The sequence below is a fragment of the Mycobacterium sp. 1245801.1 genome, assembly GCF_001673055.1.
Lineage (GTDB): Bacteria > Actinomycetota > Actinomycetes > Mycobacteriales > Mycobacteriaceae > Mycobacterium > Mycobacterium europaeum_A.
Genome location: NZ_LZKY01000273.1, coordinates 20,981 through 43,456, shown reverse-complemented (window position 1 = coordinate 43,456; position 22,476 = coordinate 20,981). Strand labels below are relative to the sequence as shown.

The window sequence follows — 22,476 nt, the reverse complement described above, 5'->3', positions numbered from 1 at the left end:
CCGTGGGCGACATGTCCTGCGTGTTCTGTGCGATCGTCGCCGGCGAAGCCCCGGCCATCCGGATCTACGAAGACGACGACTACCTGGCCATCCTCGACATCCGCCCATTCACCCGCGGCCACACGCTGGTGCTGCCCAAACGGCACAGCGTCGATCTCACCGACACCGCGCCGGAGACCCTGGCCGGGATGGTCACCCTGGGCCAACGCATCGCCCGGGCCGCGCGGACCACCGAACTGGCCGACGCCACCAACATCGCTGTCAACGACGGCCGCGCCGCTTTCCAGACCGTGTTCCACATCCACCTGCACGTTCTGCCCCGCCGCAACGGCGACAAGCTGTCGGTGGCCAAGGGAATGCTGCTGCGCCGCGACCCCGACCGGGACGCCACCGGCCAGATTCTGCGCAACGCGCTGGCCCGCATCGATGCAAGTCAGGCCGATTGAGCCCAACGGCGACGGCCGCACCCCGCCCCAACCTGGCAAAAGCCGCACTTGGCGAACATCAGCAGCGGTTTAATGCCCAGTAACGCGTGGTGAAGTTGTTCATTCTTCGCCACACAGCAGGGGATCGGCTGGAGCGGTGATGCAACGCTGGGCGGTAAGTCCGTGGCGGCGGTCGGGGGTGCCCCCCCGCGCCGGCTGGATGCTCGCCGCCGCATACGGCGTCGCCGAATTGCTGCTGTTGCTGTCGTCGGTGCGGGGCTGGCACGGCCCCTACGGGACTCGGCCGGTCAACGAGTTCGTCATCGCGGTGTGTCTGGTTGTCGCCGCGGCATTGGCCGGTCGCGCGGCCCGTCGCACGTCCGGACGGCAGCGTTACGGCTGGCTGGCGCTGGTAACGGCCCTGCTCGGCTGGGCGGTGGGCGAGACCATCTGGGCGGTCTACGACGTGCGACCGGAGGTCGAACACGCCGCCCACCCGGCGGCCTCCGAGATCGTGCTGCTGCTATGGCCGGTCGGCGCCATGGTGTCGCTGATGCTGCTGTCCCAGCTATCCCGCAACAGCCCCCGGCGGCTGCTGCTCGACGGTCTTATCGTGGCGACCTCGCTGTTCGTCATCTCCTGGGTGTTCGTGGTCGAAGCGCAGCTGCAGGAGCGGACGGGCACCCGGCTGGCGACATTCGCGGAGATCTTCAACGACATCGTCTTGCTGACGACGGCGATCCTGATGCTGTCCCGGGCGCGCCCCGGCGACCGGCCCAGCCGGAGCCTGGTCGCCGCCGGCGTCGCGACGATCAGCGTCGCCGACATGATGCTGGTCTTCTACACCGGCATCGGCAGCTATCACACCGGCGATGTCGGTGACGTGATACGGGTGGCCGGCCTGGCGATGCTGGCGCTGGGCGCAACGGCCGTCGTGCACGAGCACCCCACGCCGGCATCGCCGGACGAGATCGAGTTCCGCACCCGCCTGTGGCTGCCCTACCTGCCGCTGATCCTGGCGGCAACCGTGGGCTGGGGACATGCGGCGGGCAACGCGATGCACGAACCGATGCTGGCCGCGCTCGGCATCCTGGTGGCCGCCGTCTTGGCGCGGCAGTTCGTCGTCCTCGTCGAGAACCAGAATCTGCTGTCGGAGGTCGCGCGGGAGGCCTTCCGCGACAACCTGACCGGCCTGGCCAACCGGGCGCTTTTCCTGCACCGACTGGACCAGGCCGTCGCGCGGCGACGCCCCGACGGCACCCCGATCGCGGTGTTGTGTCTGGACCTCGACAACTTCAAGGCGGTCAATGACGCCCTGGGCCATCCGGCCGGGGACGAACTCCTGGTCCGGGTCGCCGGCCGGCTCACCGCGGCGCTGGGGGAACAGGGCACCATCGCCCGGCTCGGCGGCGACGAATTCGCGGCGGTCATCGAAGCCTCCGTCGAGGAATCGCAGGCGGCCGCGCATCGGATTCTCGACGCCTTCACCGGCGCCATCCTGATCGAGGGCATTCCGATCACGGTGCGGCCGAGCATCGGATTCACGGTGGCCACCGGCGCGACGAACTGCACGGTCGATCAGCTGCTGCGCCACGCGGACTTGGCCATGTACGCCGCCAAACGCGAAGGGGGACAATGCATTCGCAGCTTCATGCCCGACCTGCCGCTGCCGTATGCGTTTCCGCCGGCGCCGGGTTCGACCAGACCCTCGGTGGCGGCCCGCGCTCTTGGCGGTGACGGCCAGGCACCGCCGGAGTCCCGAACCACCTCCGAGGTCGCGAACGCCACAGCGGCCCAGCCCGAGGATGCGCCCGACGCCGTCCGCTGGCCCCCACGAGACGTCCGGACCGCCCTGGTGCTGCTGGCGATCGGGGTGGTCGCCTTCGCCGTGTCCAGCGTTGTCCGCCCCAATGCCGGGCACGGCATCCTCTCCGCCGCCGCCCTGTACACGGCGCTGACCGTGGTGGCGGCCGGACTGATCGCCCTACGCGCGTACCGGGTTCCGGCCGACCGGTTGGCCTGGGCGCTGATCGCCGCCGGTATGGCGTGCTCGGCCGTGGGCGACGTCGTCTATGCCCTGTGGGTGCCCAGCGGCCGATCCCCGTCGGTGGCCGATCCGGAGTATCTCGCGTACTACCCCTTCATCTACGCCGGGCTGCTGTTGCTCATGCGGGCACGGCTCAAGCGGCTGCCGATCCCGGTTCAGCTCGACTCGCTCATCTGCGCACTGACGTTGGCGGCGGTGGCCGCGGCGCTGACCGCGGGTCCGATCGGGGCGGCCGCGGTGCGCGCACCGGCGACGGTGTGGGTGGGCATCGCCTATCCGTGGAGCGATATGGTGCTGCTCGCGCTGGCCGCCGGCATGTTGCCGATCCTGGGCTGGCGCAACGAGATTCGCTGGGCGCTGCTGGTGGCCGGATTGGTCCTGTTTGCGTTCGCGGACGCGGCGTATCTGTTCGAGACGTCGGCCGGCTTGTATCGGAGCGGATCCCTGCTGGATGCCTGCTGGGCCGCGTCGTCATTACTGATCGCCATGGCGAGCTGGGCCAGATCGTCGTCGATCACGCCGCCATCGCGAGGCCGGATTGCGCCCTACGCCACTCCGGTGGCATCGGCCGTGGTCGCGTTGGCCGTGATCGTCCTGGCCCACCATTCGCGGCTCGCGGCGACGCTGGCGGCGCTGAGCCTGGTCGTGGCGGCCGGGCGGTTCGCGCTGACCTTCCGGGACGCCAGCCTGCTGGAGACCAACGACAAACTCGCCATGACCGACGAGTTGACGGCGCTGCCCAACCGGCGCTCACTGGCGACGGCCCTGACCGGGTTGCCCGCTTCGCCGCCACCGGACAGCCCGTCGATGCCGACCCGGGCGCACGCGCGCCGGGCGCTGTTGTTGTTGAGCCTGAGCGATTTCCACGAGATCACCGACTCCATCGGTAGACAGTTCGGCGACGAGCTGCTGTGCCACATCGCAAACCGGTTGGCCGGCTGCGTCCGTCGTGACGATCTGCTCGCGCGGGTGGGGGAAGACCAGTTCGCCGTGCTGCTGTCGGATGGGGCCAACCTCACCGCCGCCAGCGCGTCGGCGGGTCGCCTGCTCGAAGCCCTCAGCGAGCCAATCGCTTTGGACCCGATCACCGTGCAGGTGGACGCCCGCATCGCCATCGCGCTGTGCCCGGACCACTGCGACTCCCCCGAGGAGCTGCTCAGCCGCGCCGAAATCACCATGGCGCACGCCAAATCCGCCCGCAGCAAGATCGCGGTCTACGACTCCTCGTTCGAGGCGTATCGCGACAACGACCCCAGCCTGATCGAGGAATTACGCACGGCGTTGTTCGATACCGACGAGCTGCAATTGCATTACCAACCCAAGATCGACGGCCGCGACGGCAGCGTCCACAGCGTCGAAGCGGTGCTGCGTTGGCAGCACCCCACCCGCGGGACACTGCTGCCGGAGGAGTTTCTGTCCGTCGCCGAACGCGCCGGGCTGATGCGCAAGATCTCCAACCGCACGCTGAGCATGGCTCTCGCGCAGGTCCGCTCCTGGCGCGAGCAGGGCATGCCGCTCACCGTCGCGGTGAACCTGTCGACGACCAACCTGCTGGACATCGAACTCGTCGGCACCGTCGAGCGGCTGCTCGCCAATTACGACCTGCCCGCCGAGGCGTTGATCCTCGAGATCACCGAGAGCGCGCTGGTGGACTCGGTGCGTTCCCGCAACACCGTCGCCGCGCTGCAGAGCCTGGGAATCCGGATCTCGCTCGACGATTACGGCACCGGCTGGTCGTCTCTGGCTCGGCTGCAAGAGGTTTCGGTCGACGAGCTGAAGCTCGACCGGATTTTCGTGGCGCGCTTGGCCCACGACGCGCGGTCGGTGGCCATCGTGCGCTCGACGGTGGCGCTGGCGTCCAATCTGGGCGCCGACCTGGTGGCCGAGGGGGTCGAGAACGAGGCCACCCTGAACGCCCTGCGCCGGTATGGCTGCACCATCACCCAGGGCTTCGTGCACACCCCGCCGTTGCCGCCGGATGACCTGCGGGACTGGATCGCCAACCACGCACCCAATCCGCACCCGAGCCAGTCCAACGGGTGAGCGTCACCGCCGGCGGTGTCAGAACAGCTCTTTGGCCAGCAGTTCCAGCGTCGCGACCCGCGCCGGGCCGGTGCTGGGATCGGTGCCGCGGCGCGCCGATGCCACCGGGTTGACCATGACTTCGTCGACGCCGAACCGGTCGGCCAGTGCCCGGATCTGCTCGGCGGCCTCCGCCGGCGCCCCCAGGACGGCGCGCTGCAGCCCGCTCTCCACGATCCGCTGCTGCTGGCCGGTCAACTGGGCGACCGCGGCCTCCTCGACCAGCGGCACCGGCCCGAGCGGCTGCCCGGTCCGCAACCGGGCCATCATCTGCAGGTTGGGCAACATCAAAGCCGTTGCCTCCTCGCGGGTTTCGGCCACGGCGGCGTTCACCGTCAGGAAAGTCAGCGGCTCGGCGGTCAGCTCGCTGGGCTTGAATCGCGCACGGTAGACCTCGAGCGCCTCTTCGGTTCCGTTGCCGGAGAAGTGATGTGCGAACACATACGGCAACCCCTTGGCGGCGGCCAGATGCGCCGAGTACATCGACGAACCCAACAGCCATAGCCGCGGTTCGCCCGCCGCGGCCGGGGTGGCCTTGAGGGTGTAATCACCCGAGCGCAGCGGAACCCGCACGCCGCGAGCGCTCATCAGCGCCGCCACGTCGTCGAGATACTCCGGGAAGTTCTCGATGTCACGATCGTCCCGACCGCCGCGCAGCGCATACGACGTCACCGGATCGGAGCCGGGTGCGCGGCCGATGCCGAGGTCGATGCGCCCTGGGGCGGCGGCCTCCAGCAGCGCGAACTGCTCGGCGACCGCCAGCGGCGCGTGGTTGGGCAGCATCACGCCACCCGAGCCGAGCCGAAGCTGCGCGGTCTGCGCGGCCAGGTAGGCGAGCACCACCGGTGGGCTGGTGGCACCCACCGACGGCATGTTGTGGTGCTCGGCGACCCAGTAGCGGGTGAAGCCCAGCCGATCCGCGGCCTGGGCCAGTTGCACGGTGGCCGCCAGCGCGTCGCCGGTGGTCTGGTCGGTGCGCACCGGGATGAGATCAAGGACGGAAAGACGCACGTTGGCGTCAACGCGCGCGGGCCGGCAAACGTTCCCGCTCGGTTCAGTACTCCTTGAGGGTGATCGAGGCGACGATGCGGTCGAACACCTCCTGGGGTATCGGCGCGCCGCCCGGAATGTTGTCCACGACCAGCCATTGGTTGCGCTTGACGTAGTCGCTGAACTCGCGGTGGTAGTTGGCGAAGCCGGCCGCATGGTCGAGCGTCTCGCCCTCGGTGGCCGCCTTGAGTTCGCCGGCCAAGATGTAGGCACCCAGCAGCGCGACGCTGGTGCCCTGGCCCGACAGGGGCGAGCAGCAGTAGCCGGCGTCACCGACCAGCGCCACCCGGCCCCGCGCCCAGCGATCCATCTTGATCTGCGACATCTCGTCGAAGTAGAAGTCCGGCGCGCTGCGCATGTACTCCAGCAGTTGCGGACGGACCCAGCCGTCGTCGGCCATCCGCCGCGCAAGCTCGGCGAATTGGGCCTCGGTGTCGCGATAGTCGATCCGCAGATCGGTGTCCATGAAGCCCAACATGGCCCGCGCCTCGGCGTTGTTACGCGCGCTGTATACCCCCGCCATGGTGGAGTCGCCGTAGTGCCACATCTGCCAGTAGTCCAGGTCCAGAAAATTGGGCACGGTGAAGATCGCCGCGTGGGTGCCCAGCCTCTCGATGAAGTCGTCTTCGGGCCCGAAGACCAAACGCCGCACGTTGGAGTGCAATCCGTCGGCGCCGATGACGAGGTCGAAACTGCGCGGCGCGGCGTGCTCGAAGGTCACGCGGACCGCCGTCCCGTCGTCGTCCAGGGCGGTGATGGTGTCGTCGAAGAGGTATTCGGCCGACCATTGGCTTGCGCCGTAAAGCAATTCGACCAAATCGTCGCGCAACAGCTCGATATTGGGACTGTCGATGGCGCCACCGGTCGGTGTCGACTCGGTGTCCCGGGACAACTCGTTGCCGTCACGGTCGACGACCGACGAGCCCCGGATTTGCGTCTTGCGCTTTTGGGCGGCGCCCAGCAGCCCCATCCGGTCGAGCACCGTCAGCGCCGGCCCCCGCACGTCGATCGCCTGACCGCCCGGCCGCGGCCCCCGATGGCGCTCCACCACGGTGACTGAAAAGCCATGCTGCCCAAGCCAAAACGCGGCCGCCGCACCAGCCACGCTGGCGCCGGATACCAGAACGTCGGTCACTTGATTCCTGCCAGTTCCTTAGCGTCACGGAAGACGTCGTCGAGCATTGCTGGTGTCAACCTACCGGTGAACATGTTTTGCTGGCTTGGGTGGTAGCAGCCGAGCAGTCGTACACCGGGCGCGAGATCAGCGACGACGCCGTGGCCGAACCGGGGCTTTCGCCCGGTCGTGGTGCCCGGTAGCCGCAGCGCGATCTGCCAGCCGAATCCGCCCAGGGCCACCACCACGCGAACATCCGCGGAGACCAACCGCCATTCGGCCCGCAGCCAGGGCCAGCAGGTGTCGCGCTCCTGCGGCGTCGGCGCGTTGGCGGGAGGCGCGCACCGCACCGGCGCGACGATGCGAATGTGCTTGGTCCGCAAGCCATCCGCGGCGTCGACGCTGGTCGGTTGGTTCACCAGCCCGGCCCGGTACAGCGCCGCGTACAACTGGTCGCCCGAGCGGTCGCCGGTGAACATCCGTCCCGTCCGGTTGGCGCCGTGGGCGGCGGGCGCCAATCCGACGATCAGCAAGCGGGGCCGCGCCGACCCCCAGCTGGGCACCGGTCTCCCCCAATACGGTTGGTCGGCAAAGGCCCGACGCTTGACGACGGCGACGTCCTCGCGCCAGTCGACCAACCGCGGGCAGGCCCGGCAGACGCTGACCAGAGCGTCGATTTCGGGAATCGAGCCGGCGCGCTCGGCGAGTTCGGCGACCGCGGCGGCGTCGCCCGCCACGGGGGTCTGCGGGGTGGCCGGATCGCCCGGCCATCCGGTGCCAGCACCGACCGGTGAGCCGAACTCCTGGCCGGTACGTGGGTGGGCGAGCACATCAACATCCTGCATTCCGTCAGGGTGACCACGAAATCCAGTGGCTCGCGCCGTCGGTTTGCGGTTAGATTTCCCGCGATATTCATGAGCCATACGAGCCGCGGCCCGGCGTCCCTGATCCTGTTCGCGACGCTGCTTGCAACGACGGGCACCGGCATTTCGATCGTGGCCTTCCCATGGTTGGCACTGCAGCACCACGACAGCGCCAAAGACGCCTCGATCGTGGCCGCTGCCATGACGCTGCCGTTGGTGCTCTCCACGCTGATCGCCGGCACCGCGGTCGATTTCTTCGGACGCCGCCGGGTGTCGCTGGTCTCCGATTCCCTGTCCGGCATGGCGGTCATCGGTGTGCCGCTGACCGCTTGGTTCTTCGGCGCCGAAGCAATCAACGTCGCCGAGCTGGCTGTGTTGGCCTGCTGCGCGGCCGCCTTCGATCCCGCCGGGACCACGGCGCGTCAGTCGATGCTGCCTGAGGCGGCCGCCCGCGCGGGCTGGTCCCTGGACCGCACCAACAGCAGCTACGAGGCGATCCTGAACTTGGCCTTAATCCTGGGCCCCGGCATCGGCGGGTTGATGATCGCCACGCTGGGCGGCATCAACACGATGTGGGTCACGGCGGGCTGTTTCGGCTTGTCCTTCCTGGCGATCGGGGGGCTGCGGCTGGAAGGCGCCGGAAGGCCACAGGAGGCGAGCCGCCCGGTGGGACTGGTTTCCGGCGTCGCCGAAGGGATGCGGTTCGTCTGGAACCTGCGCGTGCTGCGCACCCTAGGCTTGATCGACTTGTTCGTCACCGCGCTGTACCTGCCGATGGAAAGCGTGTTGTTTCCAAAGTATTTCGCCGACCAGCACCAACCCGCCCAGTTGGGGTGGGCGCTGATGGCGCTCGGGGTCGGCGGCGTGGTGGGCGCGCTCGGCTACGCCGTGGTGTCGAGATACACCCGGCGGCGCACGGCGGTGCTGACCGCGACCCTCACCTTCGGTGCCGCGACGGCCGGCATCGCGTTCCTGCCCCCATTGCCGGTGATCCTGGTGTTGTGCGGCGTAACCGGCCTGGTCTACGGCCCCATCCAACCGATCTACAACTACGTCATGCAGACCCGCGCGCCGCATCGGCTGCGCGGTCGCGTGGTCGGGGTGATGTCGGGCTTGACGTACGCCGCGGGACCGTTGGGCTTGCTGGTCGCGGGCCCGTTGGCCGACGCCGCCGGGCTGAAGGTCACGTTCCTGGCGCTGGCGGTGCCGATCCTGCTGATCGGCCTCATCGCTTGCCGGCTGCCGTCGCTGCGGGAACTGGACCGCGCGCCGGAGTTCGCCGAGGACCCCGGCCCGTGACACGGGCTTAGGATCGGGCCGTGAGCTCTGACGCCCTGGCCGGCCTGATCGCCGATCTGCCCGACGGGATGGTGGTCACCGACCCGACCGTCACCGAGGGTTATCGCCAGGACCGCGCCTTCGACCCGTCGGCCGGCAAGCCGCTGGCCGTGGTGCGGCCGCGGCGCACCGAAGACGTGCAGACCGTGCTGCGCTGGGCTACCGCCCACCGGGTGCCCGTCGTGACCCGTGGTGCCGGCAGCGGCCTGTCCGGCGGGGCGACCGCGCTGGACGACGGCATCGTGCTGTCCACCGAGAAGATGCGCGACATCACCGTCGACCCGGTGACCCGCACCGCCGTATGCCAGCCGGGGCTGTTCAACGCCGAGGTGAAGAAGGCCGTCGCCGAGCACGGCCTGTGGTATCCGCCCGATCCGTCGTCGTTCGAGATCTGCAGCATCGGCGGCAACATCGCCACCAACGCCGGCGGGCTGTGCTGCGTGAAGTACGGCGTCACCACCGACTACGTGCTGGGCATGCAGGTCGTGCTGGCCGACGGGACGGCCGTGCGGCTGGGCGGGCCACGGTTGAAGGACGTTGCGGGCCTGTCGCTGACCAAGCTGTTCGTCGGCAGCGAGGGCACCCTGGGCGTCGTCACCGAGGTGACCCTGCGACTGGTGCCCAAGCAGAACGCGTCCAGCATCGTGGTGGCCAGCTTCGCCACCGTCGAGGATGCGGTCGAGGCGGTGCTCGGCGTCACCGCGCGGCTTCGTCCCTCGATGCTGGAGTTCATGGATTCGGTGGCGATCAACGCCGTCGAGGACACCCTGCGCATGGGTCTCGACCGCGAGGCGGCCGCCATGCTGGTGGCCGGATCGGACGAGCGCGGCCGCGCCGGCAGCGAGGACGCCGAGATCATGGCCGAAGTATTCGCGGAACACGCTGCGACGGAAGTCTTTTCGACCGACGATCCCGACGAGGGCGAGGCGTTCGTCGTGGCCCGGCGGTTCTGCATCCCGGCCGTCGAAGCCAAGGGGTCGCTCCTGCTCGAGGACGTCGGCGTGCCGCTGCCGGCGCTGGGCCGCCTGGTGACCGGGATCGCGCGCATCGCCGCCGAACGCGACCTGATGATCTCGGTGATCGCGCACGCCGGCGACGGCAACACCCACCCGCTGATCGTCTACGACCCCGCCGACGCCGACATGACCGAACGCGCGCACCTGGCGTTCGGCGAGATCATGGATCTCGCCGTCGGCCTGGGCGGCACCATCACCGGCGAGCACGGCGTCGGCCGGTTGAAGCGGCCCTGGCTGGCCGGCTATCTGGGCCCCGACGTGATGGACCTCAACCGGCGCATCAAGCAGGCGCTGGATCCGCAGGGCATTTTGAACCCGGGCGCGGCTATCTAGGCCTTTGCTCTCGAGTGCCCGGCCAGCCGGGCGCTCGGTGGTGGGCGCCCGGCCAGCGGGGCGCCCGGCGTGCGGCAGGGTTGACATATCGTCACGACTGTCGTACGAATGAGACATGGCTGCTGTTATGTCTCACGAAGCGCCGGTCGCTTTCCAGCTGGCCACCGCCGACACCTGGCCCAACCCGTGGCCGATGTACCGCGCGCTGCGCGACCACGACCCGGTGCACCACGTCGTGCCGGCCAACCACCCCGAGCATGACTACTACGTGCTCTCCCGGCACGCCGACGTGTGGGCCGCGGCCCGCGACCACGAAACCTTCTCCTCCGCCAAGGGTCTGACCGTCAACTATGACGACCTAGAACTGATTGGGCTGCAGGACAATCCACCGTTCGTGATGCAGGATCCCCCGGTACACACGCAGTTCCGCAAGCTGGTGTCGCGGGGCTTCACCCCGCGGCAGGTGGAGGCGGTGGAGCCCAAGGTCACCGAGTTCGTCGTCGAGCGCATCGAGGGGTTGCGTTCGGCCGGCGGCGGCGACATCGTCGCGGAGCTGTTCAAGCCGCTGCCGTCGATGGTGGTCGCCCACTATCTCGGTGTGCCCGAGGAGGATTGGGCCCAGTTCGACGGCTGGACCCAGGCCATCGTCGCGGCCAACACCGCCGAAGGCGGCGTCGCCGGCGCCCTGGAGACCGTCGGCGATGCCGTCGGGTCGATGATGGCCTACTTCACCGGGTTGATCGAACGGCGCCGGACCGAACCCGAGGACGACACCATCTCGCACCTGGTGGCCGCCGGGGTCGGTGCCAACGGTGACATCGCCGGCACCCTGTCGATCCTGGCGTTCACGTTCACCATGGTCACCGGCGGCAACGACACCGTCACCGGCATGCTCGGCGGTTCGATGCCGCTGCTGCACGAACGACCCGACCAACGTCAGCTGTTGGTGGACGACCCCGGCCGCATTCCCGATGCCGTCGAGGAACTGCTGCGGATGACCTCACCGGTGCAGGGCCTGGCCCGCACGGTCACCCGGGACGTGACCGTCGGCGAGACCACCATTCCGGCCGGGCGCAGGGTGCTGTTGCTCTACGGCTCGGCCAACCGCGACGAACGCCAATACGGCTCGGACGCAGGCGAACTCGACGTCACCCGCTGCCCCCGCAACATCCTGACGTTCAGCCACGGCGCACACCATTGTCTGGGCGCCGCCGCCGCGCGGATGCAATCGCGCGTCGCACTGACCGAACTCCTGACCCGGTGCCCGGACTTCGAGGTGGACGAATCCGGCATCGTCTGGGCCGGCGGCAGCTACGTCCGGCGCCCGCTGTCGGTGCCGATCCGGACGACGTCCTGATGGCAGGCAACGACTGGCTGGGCACGCACCGGACCGAGGCGGCCGCCGACCGGATCCTCGACGCCGCCGAGCGGCTCTACACCCAGCGCGATTCCGACTCGATCGGCATGAACGAAATCGCCCGCGCCGCAGGCTGTTCCCGCGCGACGCTGTACCGGTATTTCGAGAACCGCGAGGCGCTGCGAACCGCCTACGTCCACCGCGAAACCCACCGGCTGGGCCGCGAGATCATCGCGCGCACCGGCGACATCGAGGACCCACGCGAACGGCTGGTCGCGAGCATCCTCGTCACGCTGGCGATGGTTCGCGAAAGCCCGGCGCTGGCATCCTGGTTCGCCACCACCCGCCCGCCGGTAGGTGGCGAACTGGCCGGACAGTCCGACGTCATCGCGGCGTTGGCGGTGGCGTTCCTGCAATCGCTGGGACCCGACGATCCCGCCGTCATCGAACGCCGCGGCCGCTGGATGGTGCGGGTGATCGTTTCGCTGCTGACCCACCCGGGCCGTGACGAAGCCGAGGAGCGGGCGATGATCGAGGAATTCGTCGTCCCGATCGTGACGCCGGTGTCCGCCCGCGACTAGCCGGCGTGGTCACTCCCGCACGCGGGTGAACCGGTGCAGCAGCCACGCCAGCGGGATCGTCACCACCAGCGTCGCGACGTACAGGTACAGCATCGGGCCGGTGTAGACCCGCGCGCCGACGATGTAGTCCATCGCGAATTCCATGGTGATCAAGTGGATCAGGAAGATCTCGTAGGAGATCTCCCCCAGCCACACCATCGGGCGGCTGGCCAGTACCCGCGAATACCAACCATGGTCGTCGCCCAGGGCCAGCGGTGCCACCGCGAGCGCGGCGATGACGGCGTAGAAGCACGTCTTGAACAACGCCTCGCTCAGCGTCGCCGGGGAGGTCGTGGGCGCGCCGGCGATGGGCGTGGACACGATGAAATAGCAGATGACCGCCAGCGGTATGGCCACGAACCCGTAGCCGCGCACCCCCATCTCCTGCAGCACGGTCAGCATCATGCCGGCGAGGAACCACGCCAGATAGGTGGGCAGCCACAGCCGTGCCCCGTCGGGAAACCAGTGATCGGTGTGCACCAGCACCAGCCAGGCCGGGCTGATCAACAGCATCCCGGCCAGCGCGCCGAGCACCAACTTCGGCTGCCATTGTCGCCGGCAGATCACCACCAGCAGCAGGTAGGCCAGCAGCGGCAGGATGACGTAGAACGATCCCTCCACCGCAAGGCTCCACATCTGGGTCAGCCCCTGGTGCAGGTACTTGCCGAGGTAGCCGTTGCAGTAGATCTGCGTCAGCGTCAGGTTGCGCGCCAGGCCCAGCCAGCTGTGGCCGGGGTTGGGCCCGGCATTGCGGAAGTGGTAGAGGACGTAGGCGAACAACACCGTGATGACGTAGGCGGGCATGATGCGCCGAACCCGGTGCCACGCATAGCGACTCAGCGACGGCGAACGACCGCCTTTCGCCGCCGCCTTCACCCACGGGCGGAACAACAGGTAGCCGGAGAGCACGAAGAAGATCGGTACCCCGATCTCCATCCGGGAACCGACCAGGCCCCAATAGCCGTGCGTGTATTTGCCGGTGGTGTAGGCCGCGTGGGTGCCGACGACGAGGAGCGCGGCGACCGCGCGGATCCCGGTCAGCGAGGCGACCCGGTCGACGCGAGAGGTCTGCTCGAGGCCGCCCTGGGCGTCTTGTTCTTCGGACAGCGTCATCCGCCGTGTTTCCTGCGCGGCTTCCCACCGTCGTGGCTGCGGGGCCTGGCGGACGACCGCTCCGGTTGCAAGTTGATCAATACCCCCGAAATGCGGGTGTGCTCAAGGCGTTTGAAGATCGACTTGGGCAACTTGGCCGGCAATTCCACCAGGGAGAAATCCGGCCCGATCGCGATGTGGCCGAAATCGCTGCGATGCAGCCCGCCCTCGTTTGCGATGGCGCCGACGATCGCACCCGGGCCGATCTTGTGCCGCTTACCCACTGCGATGCGATAGGTGGCGAAGGGCTTTGCGTTCCTTGGCCTTTCGGGGCGGTCGCGACGTTCGGTGCGCCGCTCGCGCCGCTCCGGCGGCGGTTCGGGCGCCATCAGGAATTCCTCGCCGTCGCGGGATTGCAGCGCCAGCGCGGCGGCGATGTCGGCCATCGGGGTGTCGTGCTCGCGCTCGTAGTCTTCGACCAGCTTGCGAAACAGGTCGATCCCGGGAGAACCGAGCGCGGTGGTGATGGAGTCGGCGAACTTGGCCACCCGCTGGGCGTTGACGTCTTCGACGGTGGGCAATTCGGCTTCGGTGAGCGTTTGGCGCGTGGCCTTTTCGATCGCCTTGAGCAGGTGACGCTCGCGCGGGGAGACGAACAGCAGCGCGGTTCCCGAGCGGCCCGCCCGGCCGGTGCGCCCGATCCGGTGCACATAAGACTCGGTGTCATGCGGGATGTCGTAGTTGAGCACGTGCGATATCCGCTCCACGTCCAGCCCGCGCGCGGCCACGTCGGTGGCGACCAGGATGTCGATGCTGCCGTCCTTCAGGGCGGCCACGGTTCGCTCACGCTGGCCCTGCGGGATGTCCCCGTTGATGGCTGCGGCCGAAAAGCCTCGGGCCCGCAGCCTTTCGGCGACCTCCTCGGTGGCCTGTTTGGTTCGGACGAAGATGATCATCGCCTCGAACGGTTCGACTTCCAGCACCCGCGTCAGCGCATCCATCTTGCGGGGGCCGGCGACCTGGATGTAGCGCTGCGAAATGTTCTCGGCGGTAGCGGTTTTCGCTTTGGTGCTGACCTCGAGCGGATCGTGCAGGTATTTGGTGGTGATCTTGCGGATCGCCGGCGGCATGGTCGCGGAGAACAGCGCCACCTGCTTGTATTCCGGGGTTTCGGACAGGATGCGGTCGACTTCTTCGGCGAAGCCCATGGTGAGCATCTCGTCGGCCTCGTCGAGCACCAGGTAGTCGACGTGGGACAGGTCCAGGGTGCCGCGCTCGAGGTGGTCGATCACCCGGCCCGGTGTGCCGACCACCACGTGGGCGCCGCGGCGGAGCCCGGCCAGCTGCACGCCGTAGGACGAGCCGCCATAGATCGGCAGCACGTTGATCTTGGGCAGGTGGGCCCCGTACCGGCTGAACGCCTCGGCCACCTGCAGGGCGAGTTCGCGGGTCGGGGCGAGCACCAGCGCCTGGGTGGCGGTGCTGGTGACGTCGATCTTGGACAGGATCGGGATCGCGAACGCGGCGGTCTTGCCGGTGCCGGTCTGGGCCAGCCCGACGACATCGGAGCCGGCCATCAGCGCCGGGATGGTCGCGGCCTGGATGCCGGTGGGCGATTCGTAGCCGACGTCGGCGATCGCCCGCAGGACCGAGGGATTGATCTGCAGGTCGGCAAACGTCGGTGAGGCAGCTTCAGTCGAGCTGTCCGGGAGGGTCATCGTCCAAGGAGTCTAGTGGTGACCGCGAGCTCAGCGGACGCTGAGCGCTGCGGGTCACCACCCGAGGGCCCCGTGGTGACCGCGAGCTCAGCGGACGCTGAGCGCTGCGGGTCTATGGCCAGGCGGCCGATCAGGTGATCATCGGCACACCCGGCCATGCCTGCCACGACCTCGCACCCGATGACGGTACGGTGCCCAGATGTGTGGTCGTTGCCCTGTCGTACCGAGCCACTGACCGGCTCGGCCGCTATCGCTCTCATCGCCTTCACTCTGGCCGGCTGCGGTTCGAGCGACTCCACCGTCGCCAAGACGCCGCCGGCCAGGACGTCGGAGACCGCGTCGATCACGGCTCCGGCCACCCCGTCGGCGGCCGCCCAGCCCGGCAACGCCCCGCCGGCCGACCCCTGCGCGGTCAACCTCGCCTCGCCCACCATCGCGAAGGTGGTGTCCGAGCTGCCCCGCGACCCGCGCAGCCAGCAGCCCTGGAACCCCGAACCGCTGGCCGGCAACTACAACCAGTGCGCGCAGCTCTCGGCCGTCATCATCAAGGCCAACACCAACGCGGTCAGCCCGACTACCCGTGCGGTGCTGTTTCACCTCGGCCAGTTCATCCCCCAGGGCGTGCCCGACACCTACGGATTCAACGGCGTCGACCCCGCGCAAACCACGGGCGACACCGTGGCGCTGACCTACCCCAGCGGGATCAACGGCCTGAACACCAATGTGAAATTCCACTGGAACGGCAACGCCGTCGAGCTGATCGGCAATACGCCCGCCCACTGATCTCCGGGCACGCCCGCCCGGTGTGACCGTCATGTCGGAGCGCTGGCCTACTGTGGCTCGAGTGTTGGTCTCCGGCGACAGCATCGTTTACAGCGCATCGGATCTGGCCGCCGCGGCCCGCTGCGAATACGCGCTGCTGCGGGATTTCGACGCGAAACTGGGGCGCGGCCCGGCGGTCACCGTAGAGGACGAACTGCTCACGCGGACGGCCGCCCTCGGTAGCGAACACGAGCGGCGCGAACTGGCCTCGCTGCGCGACCGGTTCGGGCAGGACGTCGCGATCATCGGCCGCCCCGCCTACACGCCCGCCGGCCTGACCGCGGCCGCGGAAGCCACCGGCCGCGCCGTCGCCGGCCGTGCGCCGGTGATCTATCAAGCCGCCATGTTCGACGGCCGCTTCGTCGGCTTCGCCGATTTTCTGATCCGCGACGGGCAGCGGTATCGCGTCGTGGACACCAAACTGGCCCGCTCGGCCAAGGTCACCGCGCTGTTGCAGGTGGCCGCCTACGCCGACGCGTTGGCCGCCTCGGGCGTCCCGGTCGCGCCGGAGGCCGAACTACGGCTGGGCGACGGGACCGCGGTGCGGCACCGGACCTGCGACCTGATCCCGGTCTACCGCTCCCAGCGCGCCCGGCTGCAGCGCCTCCTCGACGACCACTACGCCGCCGGCGCGGCGGTGCGCTGGGACGACGACGGCGTGGCCGCGTGCTTTCACTGTCCCCTATGCCTCGAACAGCTGCGGGCGGCCGACGACGTGTTACTGGTCGCCGGCCTGCGAGTGGGCCAGCGCGACAAGCTCTTTGACGCGGGCATCAGCACGGTCGCCGAGCTGGCCGAGCATCGCGGGCCGGTGCCCGACCTGGCGGGCGGCGTGCTGGACAAACTGACCGTCCAGGCGAAATTACAGGTGCGCCAACGGGAAACCGGCGTTCCTCAGGTCGAGGTCATCGACCCGCAGCCGCTGGCCCTGCTGCCCGAGCCCGACGCGGGAGACCTGTTCTTCGATTTCGAGGGTGACCCGCTGTGGACCACCGATGGTCGCGAATGGGGGCTGGAATATCTGTTCGGTGTGCTCGAAGCCGGGCCGACGGGCAAGTTCCGCCCGCTGTGGGCGCACGACCGGGCCGAGGAACGCAAGGCGCTGATCGACTTCTTGGCGCTGGTGGCCAAACGCCGCAAACGCCGGCCCAACATGCACATCTACCACTACGCGCCCTACGAAAAGACCGCCTTGTTGCGGCTCGCCGGGCGCTACGGAGTGGGCGAGGACGAAGTCGACGAACTGCTGCGCAGCGGGACGCTGGTCGACCTTTACCCGTTGGTGCGCAGGAGCATTCGCGTGGGCGCCGAGTCGTTCAGCCTCAAGGCGCTCGAGCCGCTCTACATGGGCGCCCAACTACGCGCGGGTGACGTGACCACCGCCACCGGTTCGATCACCTCCTACGCCCGGTACTGCGAACTCCGGGAGGACGGGCGTGGCGACGAGGCGGCATCCGTGCTCAAGGAGATCGAGGACTACAACCACTACGACTGCCGGTCGACGCAGGAACTGCGGAACTGGCTGATGTTGCGCGCCTACGAATCTGGCGTTGTACCGGTCGGTGCCCAGCCGGTGGCCGACGGCAACACCGTCGACGACCGCGACGGACTGGCGGTGACGCTGTCCGCATTCAGCGGAGCGGCCGGCATCGACGACCGGACCCCGCAGCAGACCGCGGTGGCGCTGCTGGGCGCGGCGCGCGGCTACCACCGGCGCGAGGACAAACCCTTCTGGTGGGCGCATTTCGACCGGCTGAACTTCCCGATCGAGGAGTGGGCCGACAACACCGACGTGTTCGTCGTCGACCACGCGTTGGTCGCCCTCGACTGGCACACGCCGCCGCGGGCACGCAAACCGCAGCGGCGGCTGCGGCTGCGCGGTGAGCTGGCGCGCGGGGATTTGAAGAGCGACGTCTTCGCGCTCTATCACCCGCCGGCGCCGCCCGGCATGAGCGACAGCCCGGACCGGCGGGCGGCCGGGCGGGCCTCGGTCGTCGAGGCCGACGATGTGGCGGTGCCCACCGAAGTGGTGGTCCTGGAGCGAGTTGGCAGTGACGGCAACACCTTTCACCAGCTGCCGTTCGCGTTGACTCCCGGCCCACCGATCCCGACGACGGCCCTGCGCGAGTCGATCGAGGCCACCGCCGCCGCGGTGGCCGACGGCTTGCCGCACTTACCCGACAGCGCCGTCGTCGACGTGCTGTTGCGCCGCGCGCCACGCACCCGGGGCGGCATTGCGCTCCCGCGCAGCGGCGACACCGTCGCCGACATCACCGCGGCACTACTCGATCTGGACTCGTCGTACCTGGCGGTGCACGGGCCGCCCGGTACCGGCAAGACCCACACCGCCGCCCGCGTGATCCACCACCTGGTCACCCAACGCGGCTGGCGCATCGGTGTCGTCGCGCAATCACACGCCACGGTGGAGAACGTGCTGGACTGCGTGATCGACGCCGGCCTGGATCCGCACCGGATCGCGAAGAAGCGCTACGACCACCACGCCCCACGCTGGCGGGAGATCGACGGCGCCGCCTACGCCGCGTTTCTCGCCGACACGCCGGGATGTGTGATCGGCGGAACCGCTTGGGATTTCGCCAACGCCAATCGGATACCGCCGGGAAGCCTGGATCTGCTGGTCATCGACGAGGCCGGCCAATTCTGCCTGGCCAACACCATCGCCGTGGCACCCGCCGCCGCCAACCTGCTGCTGCTCGGCGACCCTGCGCAGTTGCCGCAAGTCAGCCAGGGCACGCACCCGGAGCCGGTGGACGGCTCCGCGCTGGAGTGGCTGGTCGACGGTCAGCGCACCCTGCCCGACGCACGCGGCTACTTCCTGGACCTCTCCTACCGCATGCATCCGGCCGTGTGCGCCGCCGTGTCGGCGCTGTCCTACGACGACAGACTGCACTCCCACGAATGCACCGCCGCCCGACGCCTCGACGGGTATCGACCGGGCCTGCACTTGCTTTCGGTTGAGCACCAAGGAAATTCGACCGAAAGCCCCGAGGAGGCCAGCGCGATCGTCGCCGAGATCGACCGCATGCTCGGCGCGTCATGGACCGACGAACACGGCACCCGGGCGTTGACGGCCGCCGACGTGCTGGTGCTGGCGCCCTACAACGCCCAGGTGGCACTGCTGCGCCGCCGGCTGGCCGCCGCTGGGCTCGACGGGGTGCGGGTGGGGACGGTCGACAAGTTCCAGGGCGGGCAGGCGCCCGTCGTCTTCATCTCGATGACCGTGTCGTCCACGGACGTGGTGCCGCGCGGAATCTCGTTCCTGCTCAACAGGAATCGGCTCAACGTCGCGGTGAGCCGGGCCCAGTTTGCGGCCGTGATCGTGCGCTCGCCGTCGCTGACCGAGTATCTGCCCGCCACCCCCGCGGGCCTGATCGACCTGGGCGCGTTCCTGGCGCTCACGCAGCCGGGTCGGCGGTCCGGCTAACCGGTCGAGGAGTGCCGGCCCGAGCCGGTGGGATCGTCGTCGGGATTCGAGCGGTGATGGTGACCGCGCGGCGATTCACCGTCGGGGAGATACCGTCCCGCGGAACCGCTATGGGGCCGGCGCGGGGGCCGGGTGAGCCGCTCGCCCGGCGGGAGGGGCTTGGGCGAGCGCCGCACCGCCACCTGACGCAGGCGTTTGCCGCTGTCGACATGGGACCCGTTGTGGGCGTGGCCGATCGGTTCGGGCTGCGCGGCCGGGCCGCGGCGCGGCACTGCGGCGGACGCCGGGCGCGGCCGGTCGACCGGCGGCCGGGGCGGTTCGGGGTCGCGTCTGCGCTCGACGTCGGATTCGCGCACCAGAACGAATTCCACGTACTCGTCGTCGTCGTAGTCGTCGTCGACGTCGTCGTCGGGTCGCAGCGGATCGTCGCCGCCCCTGCCGTCACCCGACCAGGGCGCAAAGCCCACCAGGAACAGCGCCGCGACGATGCCGAACAACGCGACGAACGCCGGCAACAACACCGATTGCGACATCGCGGCGGCGAACGGATCGCGCAGGAACGCAGGCAACTGCAGGGCGAGCGCGTCCTCGCCGACGGCGTCGCCGGACGGCTGGCGCGGCATCTCGGCGGTGATCCGCCAGGTCATGAACGCGGCCATGCCGGCGCTGCCGAGCACCGCGCCGAGCTGGCGCACGGAGTTGTACACCGCGGACCCCGCGCCGGCCAGGTGCGGCGGCAGGTTACGCGTCGCGGTGGCCGTCAACGGTGACCACACGAAGGCCATCCCGACGCCCATCGCGAAGAACGGCATAACCAGCCGCCAGATCGGCGTCGTCGGTGTCATCTCGAAGGTGATCCAGGTGAGCGCGATGGCCAGCACCGAGAAACCGAAACCGAGCACGGGCTGCGGATGGTATTTGTCGACGATCTTGCCGACGAACGGCGCGAAGACACCGTTGGCGATCGCCATTGGCGCGATCAACAGGGCCGAGCGGGTCGGCGAGAGCCCGCACACGGCCTGCGCGTAGAACGTCAGCGGCAGCATCATCGCCGTGGCGGCGAACGAGATGATGGCCACCCCGACGTTGCACAGGCTGAAATCGCGGTCGCTGAAGATGACCAACGGAATCAGCGGCTCGTGGGCGTTCAGCGACTGCCAGAACGCGAAGGCCGTCATGAATCCGACGCCCGCGACGATCAACGCCCAGATCCAGGGTTGCCAGTGCGCGGCCTGCCCCTGCTGCAGCCCGAACACGATCAGGAAGATCCCTATCCCGGACAGGGTGACGCCGATCAGGTCGAAGCGATGCGACTGGGTGGGCAGCACCGGAATCAACCAGTACGCCAACCCCAGCCCGAGGACGCCGATGGGGACGTTGACGAAGAAGATCCACTGCCATCCCAGGCTGTCGACCAGGACACCGCCGGCCAACGGGCCCACCAGGCTGGCGACACCGGCGGTGGCCCCCCACAGGCTCACCGCGACGCCGCGCCGCTCCGCCGGGAAGATCCGGGTGATGGTCGACAAGGTCTGCGGGGTGAGCAGCCCGGCCCCGACGCCCTGCACGACGCGCGCCGCGATCAGCATGGCCGCGCTGCCCGCCAGCCCGCACCACACCGACGAGACGGTGAACACCACCAGGCCGATCAGATACAGGTTCTTGGGTCCGAACCGGTCACCCAGCCGCCCGGCCACCAGCAACACCACCGCGTAGCCCAGCAGGTAGGCGCTGGTCACCCAGACCACCGTGTCGTAGCCGATGCGCAGGCTGCCCATGATGGTCGGGTTGGCGATGGCGACGATGGTCGAGTCGACCATGATCATGAAAAAGCCGATCATCATCGCCCACAGCGGGTTCCAGGGGTTCTGTGACTGCGGCGAGCTCCGGGTGAGAAAGTCCCAGCGGTTGGCGGCCCGGGGCGACGCCGATCCCGCGCGCCCTCCCCCGGGCGTGCGGGGCGTAGCCGTGCTCATCCACCCCACCTCGTTTCGCTCCCGACGATGCCGTTCAGTCGTCTCGGCCCATCTGATCGGCCTGGACCGGCCCACGCAGGCGATACCCGGCGGGTAAACAGCATGGGGATCGAGAAACGGCGCGGACCGTCGCAGACATCCAGCCTGCATTATTCCCGGTGCGGCAATAGGCCGACGGCTGAGGATCGGGTCGGGGGGCATAACACGTCGGGATTTCCCGCGGGCGCGTTAGCCTGAAAAGAACGCCATTTGCAGGAGAGACGATATGCGGGCTCGACGGAACAAGTCGCCGAACCGGTTTTTCACGATGTCCGACTCGGGGTCGGCACCGAGGGCCGACAACGGTCGGCCCAAGATGTCCGCGCGCGCGTTGGCGCAGGTCATCGAGCGAAGCTCGCGGTTGCAGGGCCCGGCCGCCGAGGCTTATGTGACCCGGCTGCGCAACGCGCACCCCAACGCCAGCCCGGCCGAGATCCTGGCCAAGCTGCACAAGCGCTACCTGGCCGTCGTGACGGCAGGCGGTGTTGCCGTGGGGGCCGCGGCGACCATCCCCGGCATCGGCACGATCAGCGCCCTGTCCGCCGCCGCCGCCGAAACGGTGACCTTCCTGGAGGCCACCGCGTTCCTGGTGCTGGCAACGGCGGTGGTCTACGACATCCCGGCCGATCACCGGGAGCGACGCCGCGCGCTGGTGCTGGCGGTGCTCGTCGGCGACAACAGCAAGCACGCCGTCGCCCAGCTTGTCGGCCCGGGCCGCACCAACGGCGGCTGGATCTCCGAGAGCCTGGCCGCCCTGCCGCTGTCGTCGATGTCCAAGCTGAACTCACGGCTGCTCAAGTCGTGGGTGCGCAAGTACACCGTGCGGCGCGGCGCCCTGCTGTTCGGCAAACTGCTGCCGGTCGGGGTCGGGGTCGTGGTGGGCGCCATCGGCAACTACCTCGCCGGCAAGAAGATGATCCGCAACGCCGGCCGGGCGTTCGGCACACCGCCCGCGCGCTGGCCCCGCGCGCTGCATCTGGTCCCCCCGGTCCACGAAGCCGGCTAGCCGTGATCGCAAGCGCGGCCGTGGCGATCGCAGGCGCGGCCGGGCTAGCCCCCACCCGGTGCCCCCGGTCAGCCTGGCGGATCGGCGGTGAAAGGTTAGCCTTTATAGGGCGGAACAATGGGTACCGCCATGGGTA

The 22,476-nt window shown here is 69.1% G+C and carries 15 protein-coding genes; 9 read left to right on the top strand and 6 right to left on the bottom strand.

Annotated elements, in window-relative coordinates:
• Positions 1-11 precede the first annotated feature (11 nt).
• Together A5622_RS17830 and A5622_RS17825 are read left to right on the top strand one after the other, a co-directional pair.
• Complete coding sequence (locus A5622_RS17830; RefSeq protein WP_066863937.1) at positions 12-446, top strand: HIT family protein; 435 nt, start codon at positions 12-14, stop codon at positions 444-446.
• Between the two features lie 199 nt (positions 447-645).
• Positions 646-4,515, top strand: coding sequence for a bifunctional diguanylate cyclase/phosphodiesterase (locus tag A5622_RS17825; protein WP_066880346.1), 3,870 nt, complete (start codon positions 646-648; stop codon positions 4,513-4,515).
• Positions 4,516-4,533: 18 nt separating this feature from the next.
• Here the strand turns inward: A5622_RS17825 and A5622_RS17820 are convergent, their stop codons facing one another.
• The 3 genes from A5622_RS17820 to A5622_RS17810 are packed head-to-tail and all read right to left on the bottom strand — an operon-like array spanning position 4,534 to position 7,563.
• The gene (locus A5622_RS17820) at positions 4,534-5,565 is read right to left on the bottom strand and encodes an LLM class flavin-dependent oxidoreductase (protein WP_066880344.1); all 1,032 of its coding nucleotides are present in this window, start codon (positions 5,563-5,565) and stop codon (positions 4,534-4,536) included.
• Between the two features lie 43 nt (positions 5,566-5,608).
• A complete protein-coding gene (locus A5622_RS17815) occupies positions 5,609-6,739 on the bottom strand; it encodes an FAD-binding protein (RefSeq protein WP_066863919.1) in 1,131 nt (376 codons plus the stop codon).
• On the bottom strand, positions 6,736-7,563 hold the full coding sequence (locus A5622_RS17810) for a uracil-DNA glycosylase (protein WP_066880342.1): 828 nt from the start codon (positions 7,561-7,563) through the stop codon (positions 6,736-6,738). Before A5622_RS17810 ends, A5622_RS17815 begins: the two co-directional genes overlap by 4 nt.
• A 69-nt stretch (positions 7,564-7,632) precedes the next feature.
• On the opposite strand from A5622_RS17810, the gene A5622_RS17805 reads away from it, so the two are divergent.
• The 4 genes from A5622_RS17805 to A5622_RS17790 all read left to right on the top strand — a co-directional run bounded on the left by A5622_RS17805 (position 7,633) and on the right by A5622_RS17790 (position 12,206).
• Complete coding sequence (locus A5622_RS17805; RefSeq protein ID WP_066880340.1) at positions 7,633-8,880, top strand: MFS transporter; 1,248 nt, start codon at positions 7,633-7,635, stop codon at positions 8,878-8,880.
• Positions 8,881-8,900: 20 nt separating this feature from the next.
• Complete coding sequence (locus A5622_RS17800) at positions 8,901-10,268, top strand: FAD-binding oxidoreductase (RefSeq protein ID WP_066880338.1); 1,368 nt, start codon at positions 8,901-8,903, stop codon at positions 10,266-10,268.
• 115 nt (positions 10,269-10,383) lie between these two features.
• Complete coding sequence (locus tag A5622_RS17795; protein WP_197508042.1) at positions 10,384-11,625, top strand: cytochrome P450; 1,242 nt, start codon at positions 10,384-10,386, stop codon at positions 11,623-11,625.
• Positions 11,625-12,206 carry a TetR/AcrR family transcriptional regulator gene (locus A5622_RS17790; RefSeq protein ID WP_066880334.1) on the top strand — a complete coding sequence of 194 codons (582 nt, stop codon included), beginning with the start codon at positions 11,625-11,627 and terminating at the stop codon, positions 12,204-12,206. Before A5622_RS17795 ends, A5622_RS17790 begins: the two co-directional genes overlap by 1 nt.
• 9 nt (positions 12,207-12,215) lie before the next feature.
• On the opposite strand, the gene A5622_RS17785 is transcribed toward A5622_RS17790, so the two are convergent.
• Together A5622_RS17785 and A5622_RS17780 are read right to left on the bottom strand one after the other, a co-directional pair.
• On the bottom strand, positions 12,216-13,358 hold the full coding sequence (locus tag A5622_RS17785) for an acyltransferase (protein ID WP_066880332.1): 1,143 nt from the start codon (positions 13,356-13,358) through the stop codon (positions 12,216-12,218).
• A complete protein-coding gene (locus A5622_RS17780; protein WP_066880330.1) occupies positions 13,355-15,055 on the bottom strand; it encodes a DEAD/DEAH box helicase in 1,701 nt (566 codons plus the stop codon). The genes A5622_RS17785 and A5622_RS17780 overlap by 4 nt, the downstream gene beginning before the upstream one ends.
• A 180-nt stretch (positions 15,056-15,235) precedes the next feature.
• On the opposite strand from A5622_RS17780, the gene A5622_RS17775 reads away from it, so the two are divergent.
• Positions 15,236-15,838: an LppP/LprE family lipoprotein gene (locus A5622_RS17775; protein WP_066863897.1), complete on the top strand. Its 603-nt coding sequence runs from the start codon at positions 15,236-15,238 to the stop codon at positions 15,836-15,838.
• A 61-nt stretch (positions 15,839-15,899) separates the two neighbouring features.
• A complete protein-coding gene (locus A5622_RS17770; RefSeq protein ID WP_066880328.1) occupies positions 15,900-19,319 on the top strand; it encodes a TM0106 family RecB-like putative nuclease in 3,420 nt (1,139 codons plus the stop codon).
• On the opposite strand, the gene A5622_RS17765 is transcribed toward A5622_RS17770, so the two are convergent.
• Positions 19,316-21,295, bottom strand: coding sequence for an MFS transporter (locus A5622_RS17765; RefSeq protein WP_066880326.1), 1,980 nt, complete (start codon positions 21,293-21,295; stop codon positions 19,316-19,318). The two genes, A5622_RS17770 and A5622_RS17765, sit on opposite strands and share 4 nt — an antisense overlap.
• Positions 21,296-21,560: 265 nt before the next feature.
• Here A5622_RS17765 and A5622_RS17760 point away from each other — a divergent pair, with 265 nt between their 5' ends.
• Positions 21,561-22,340 (top strand): hypothetical protein, encoded by a 780-nt coding sequence (locus tag A5622_RS17760; RefSeq protein ID WP_066880324.1) that lies wholly within the window; start codon positions 21,561-21,563, stop codon positions 22,338-22,340.
• Positions 22,341-22,476: the final 136 nt, after the last annotated feature.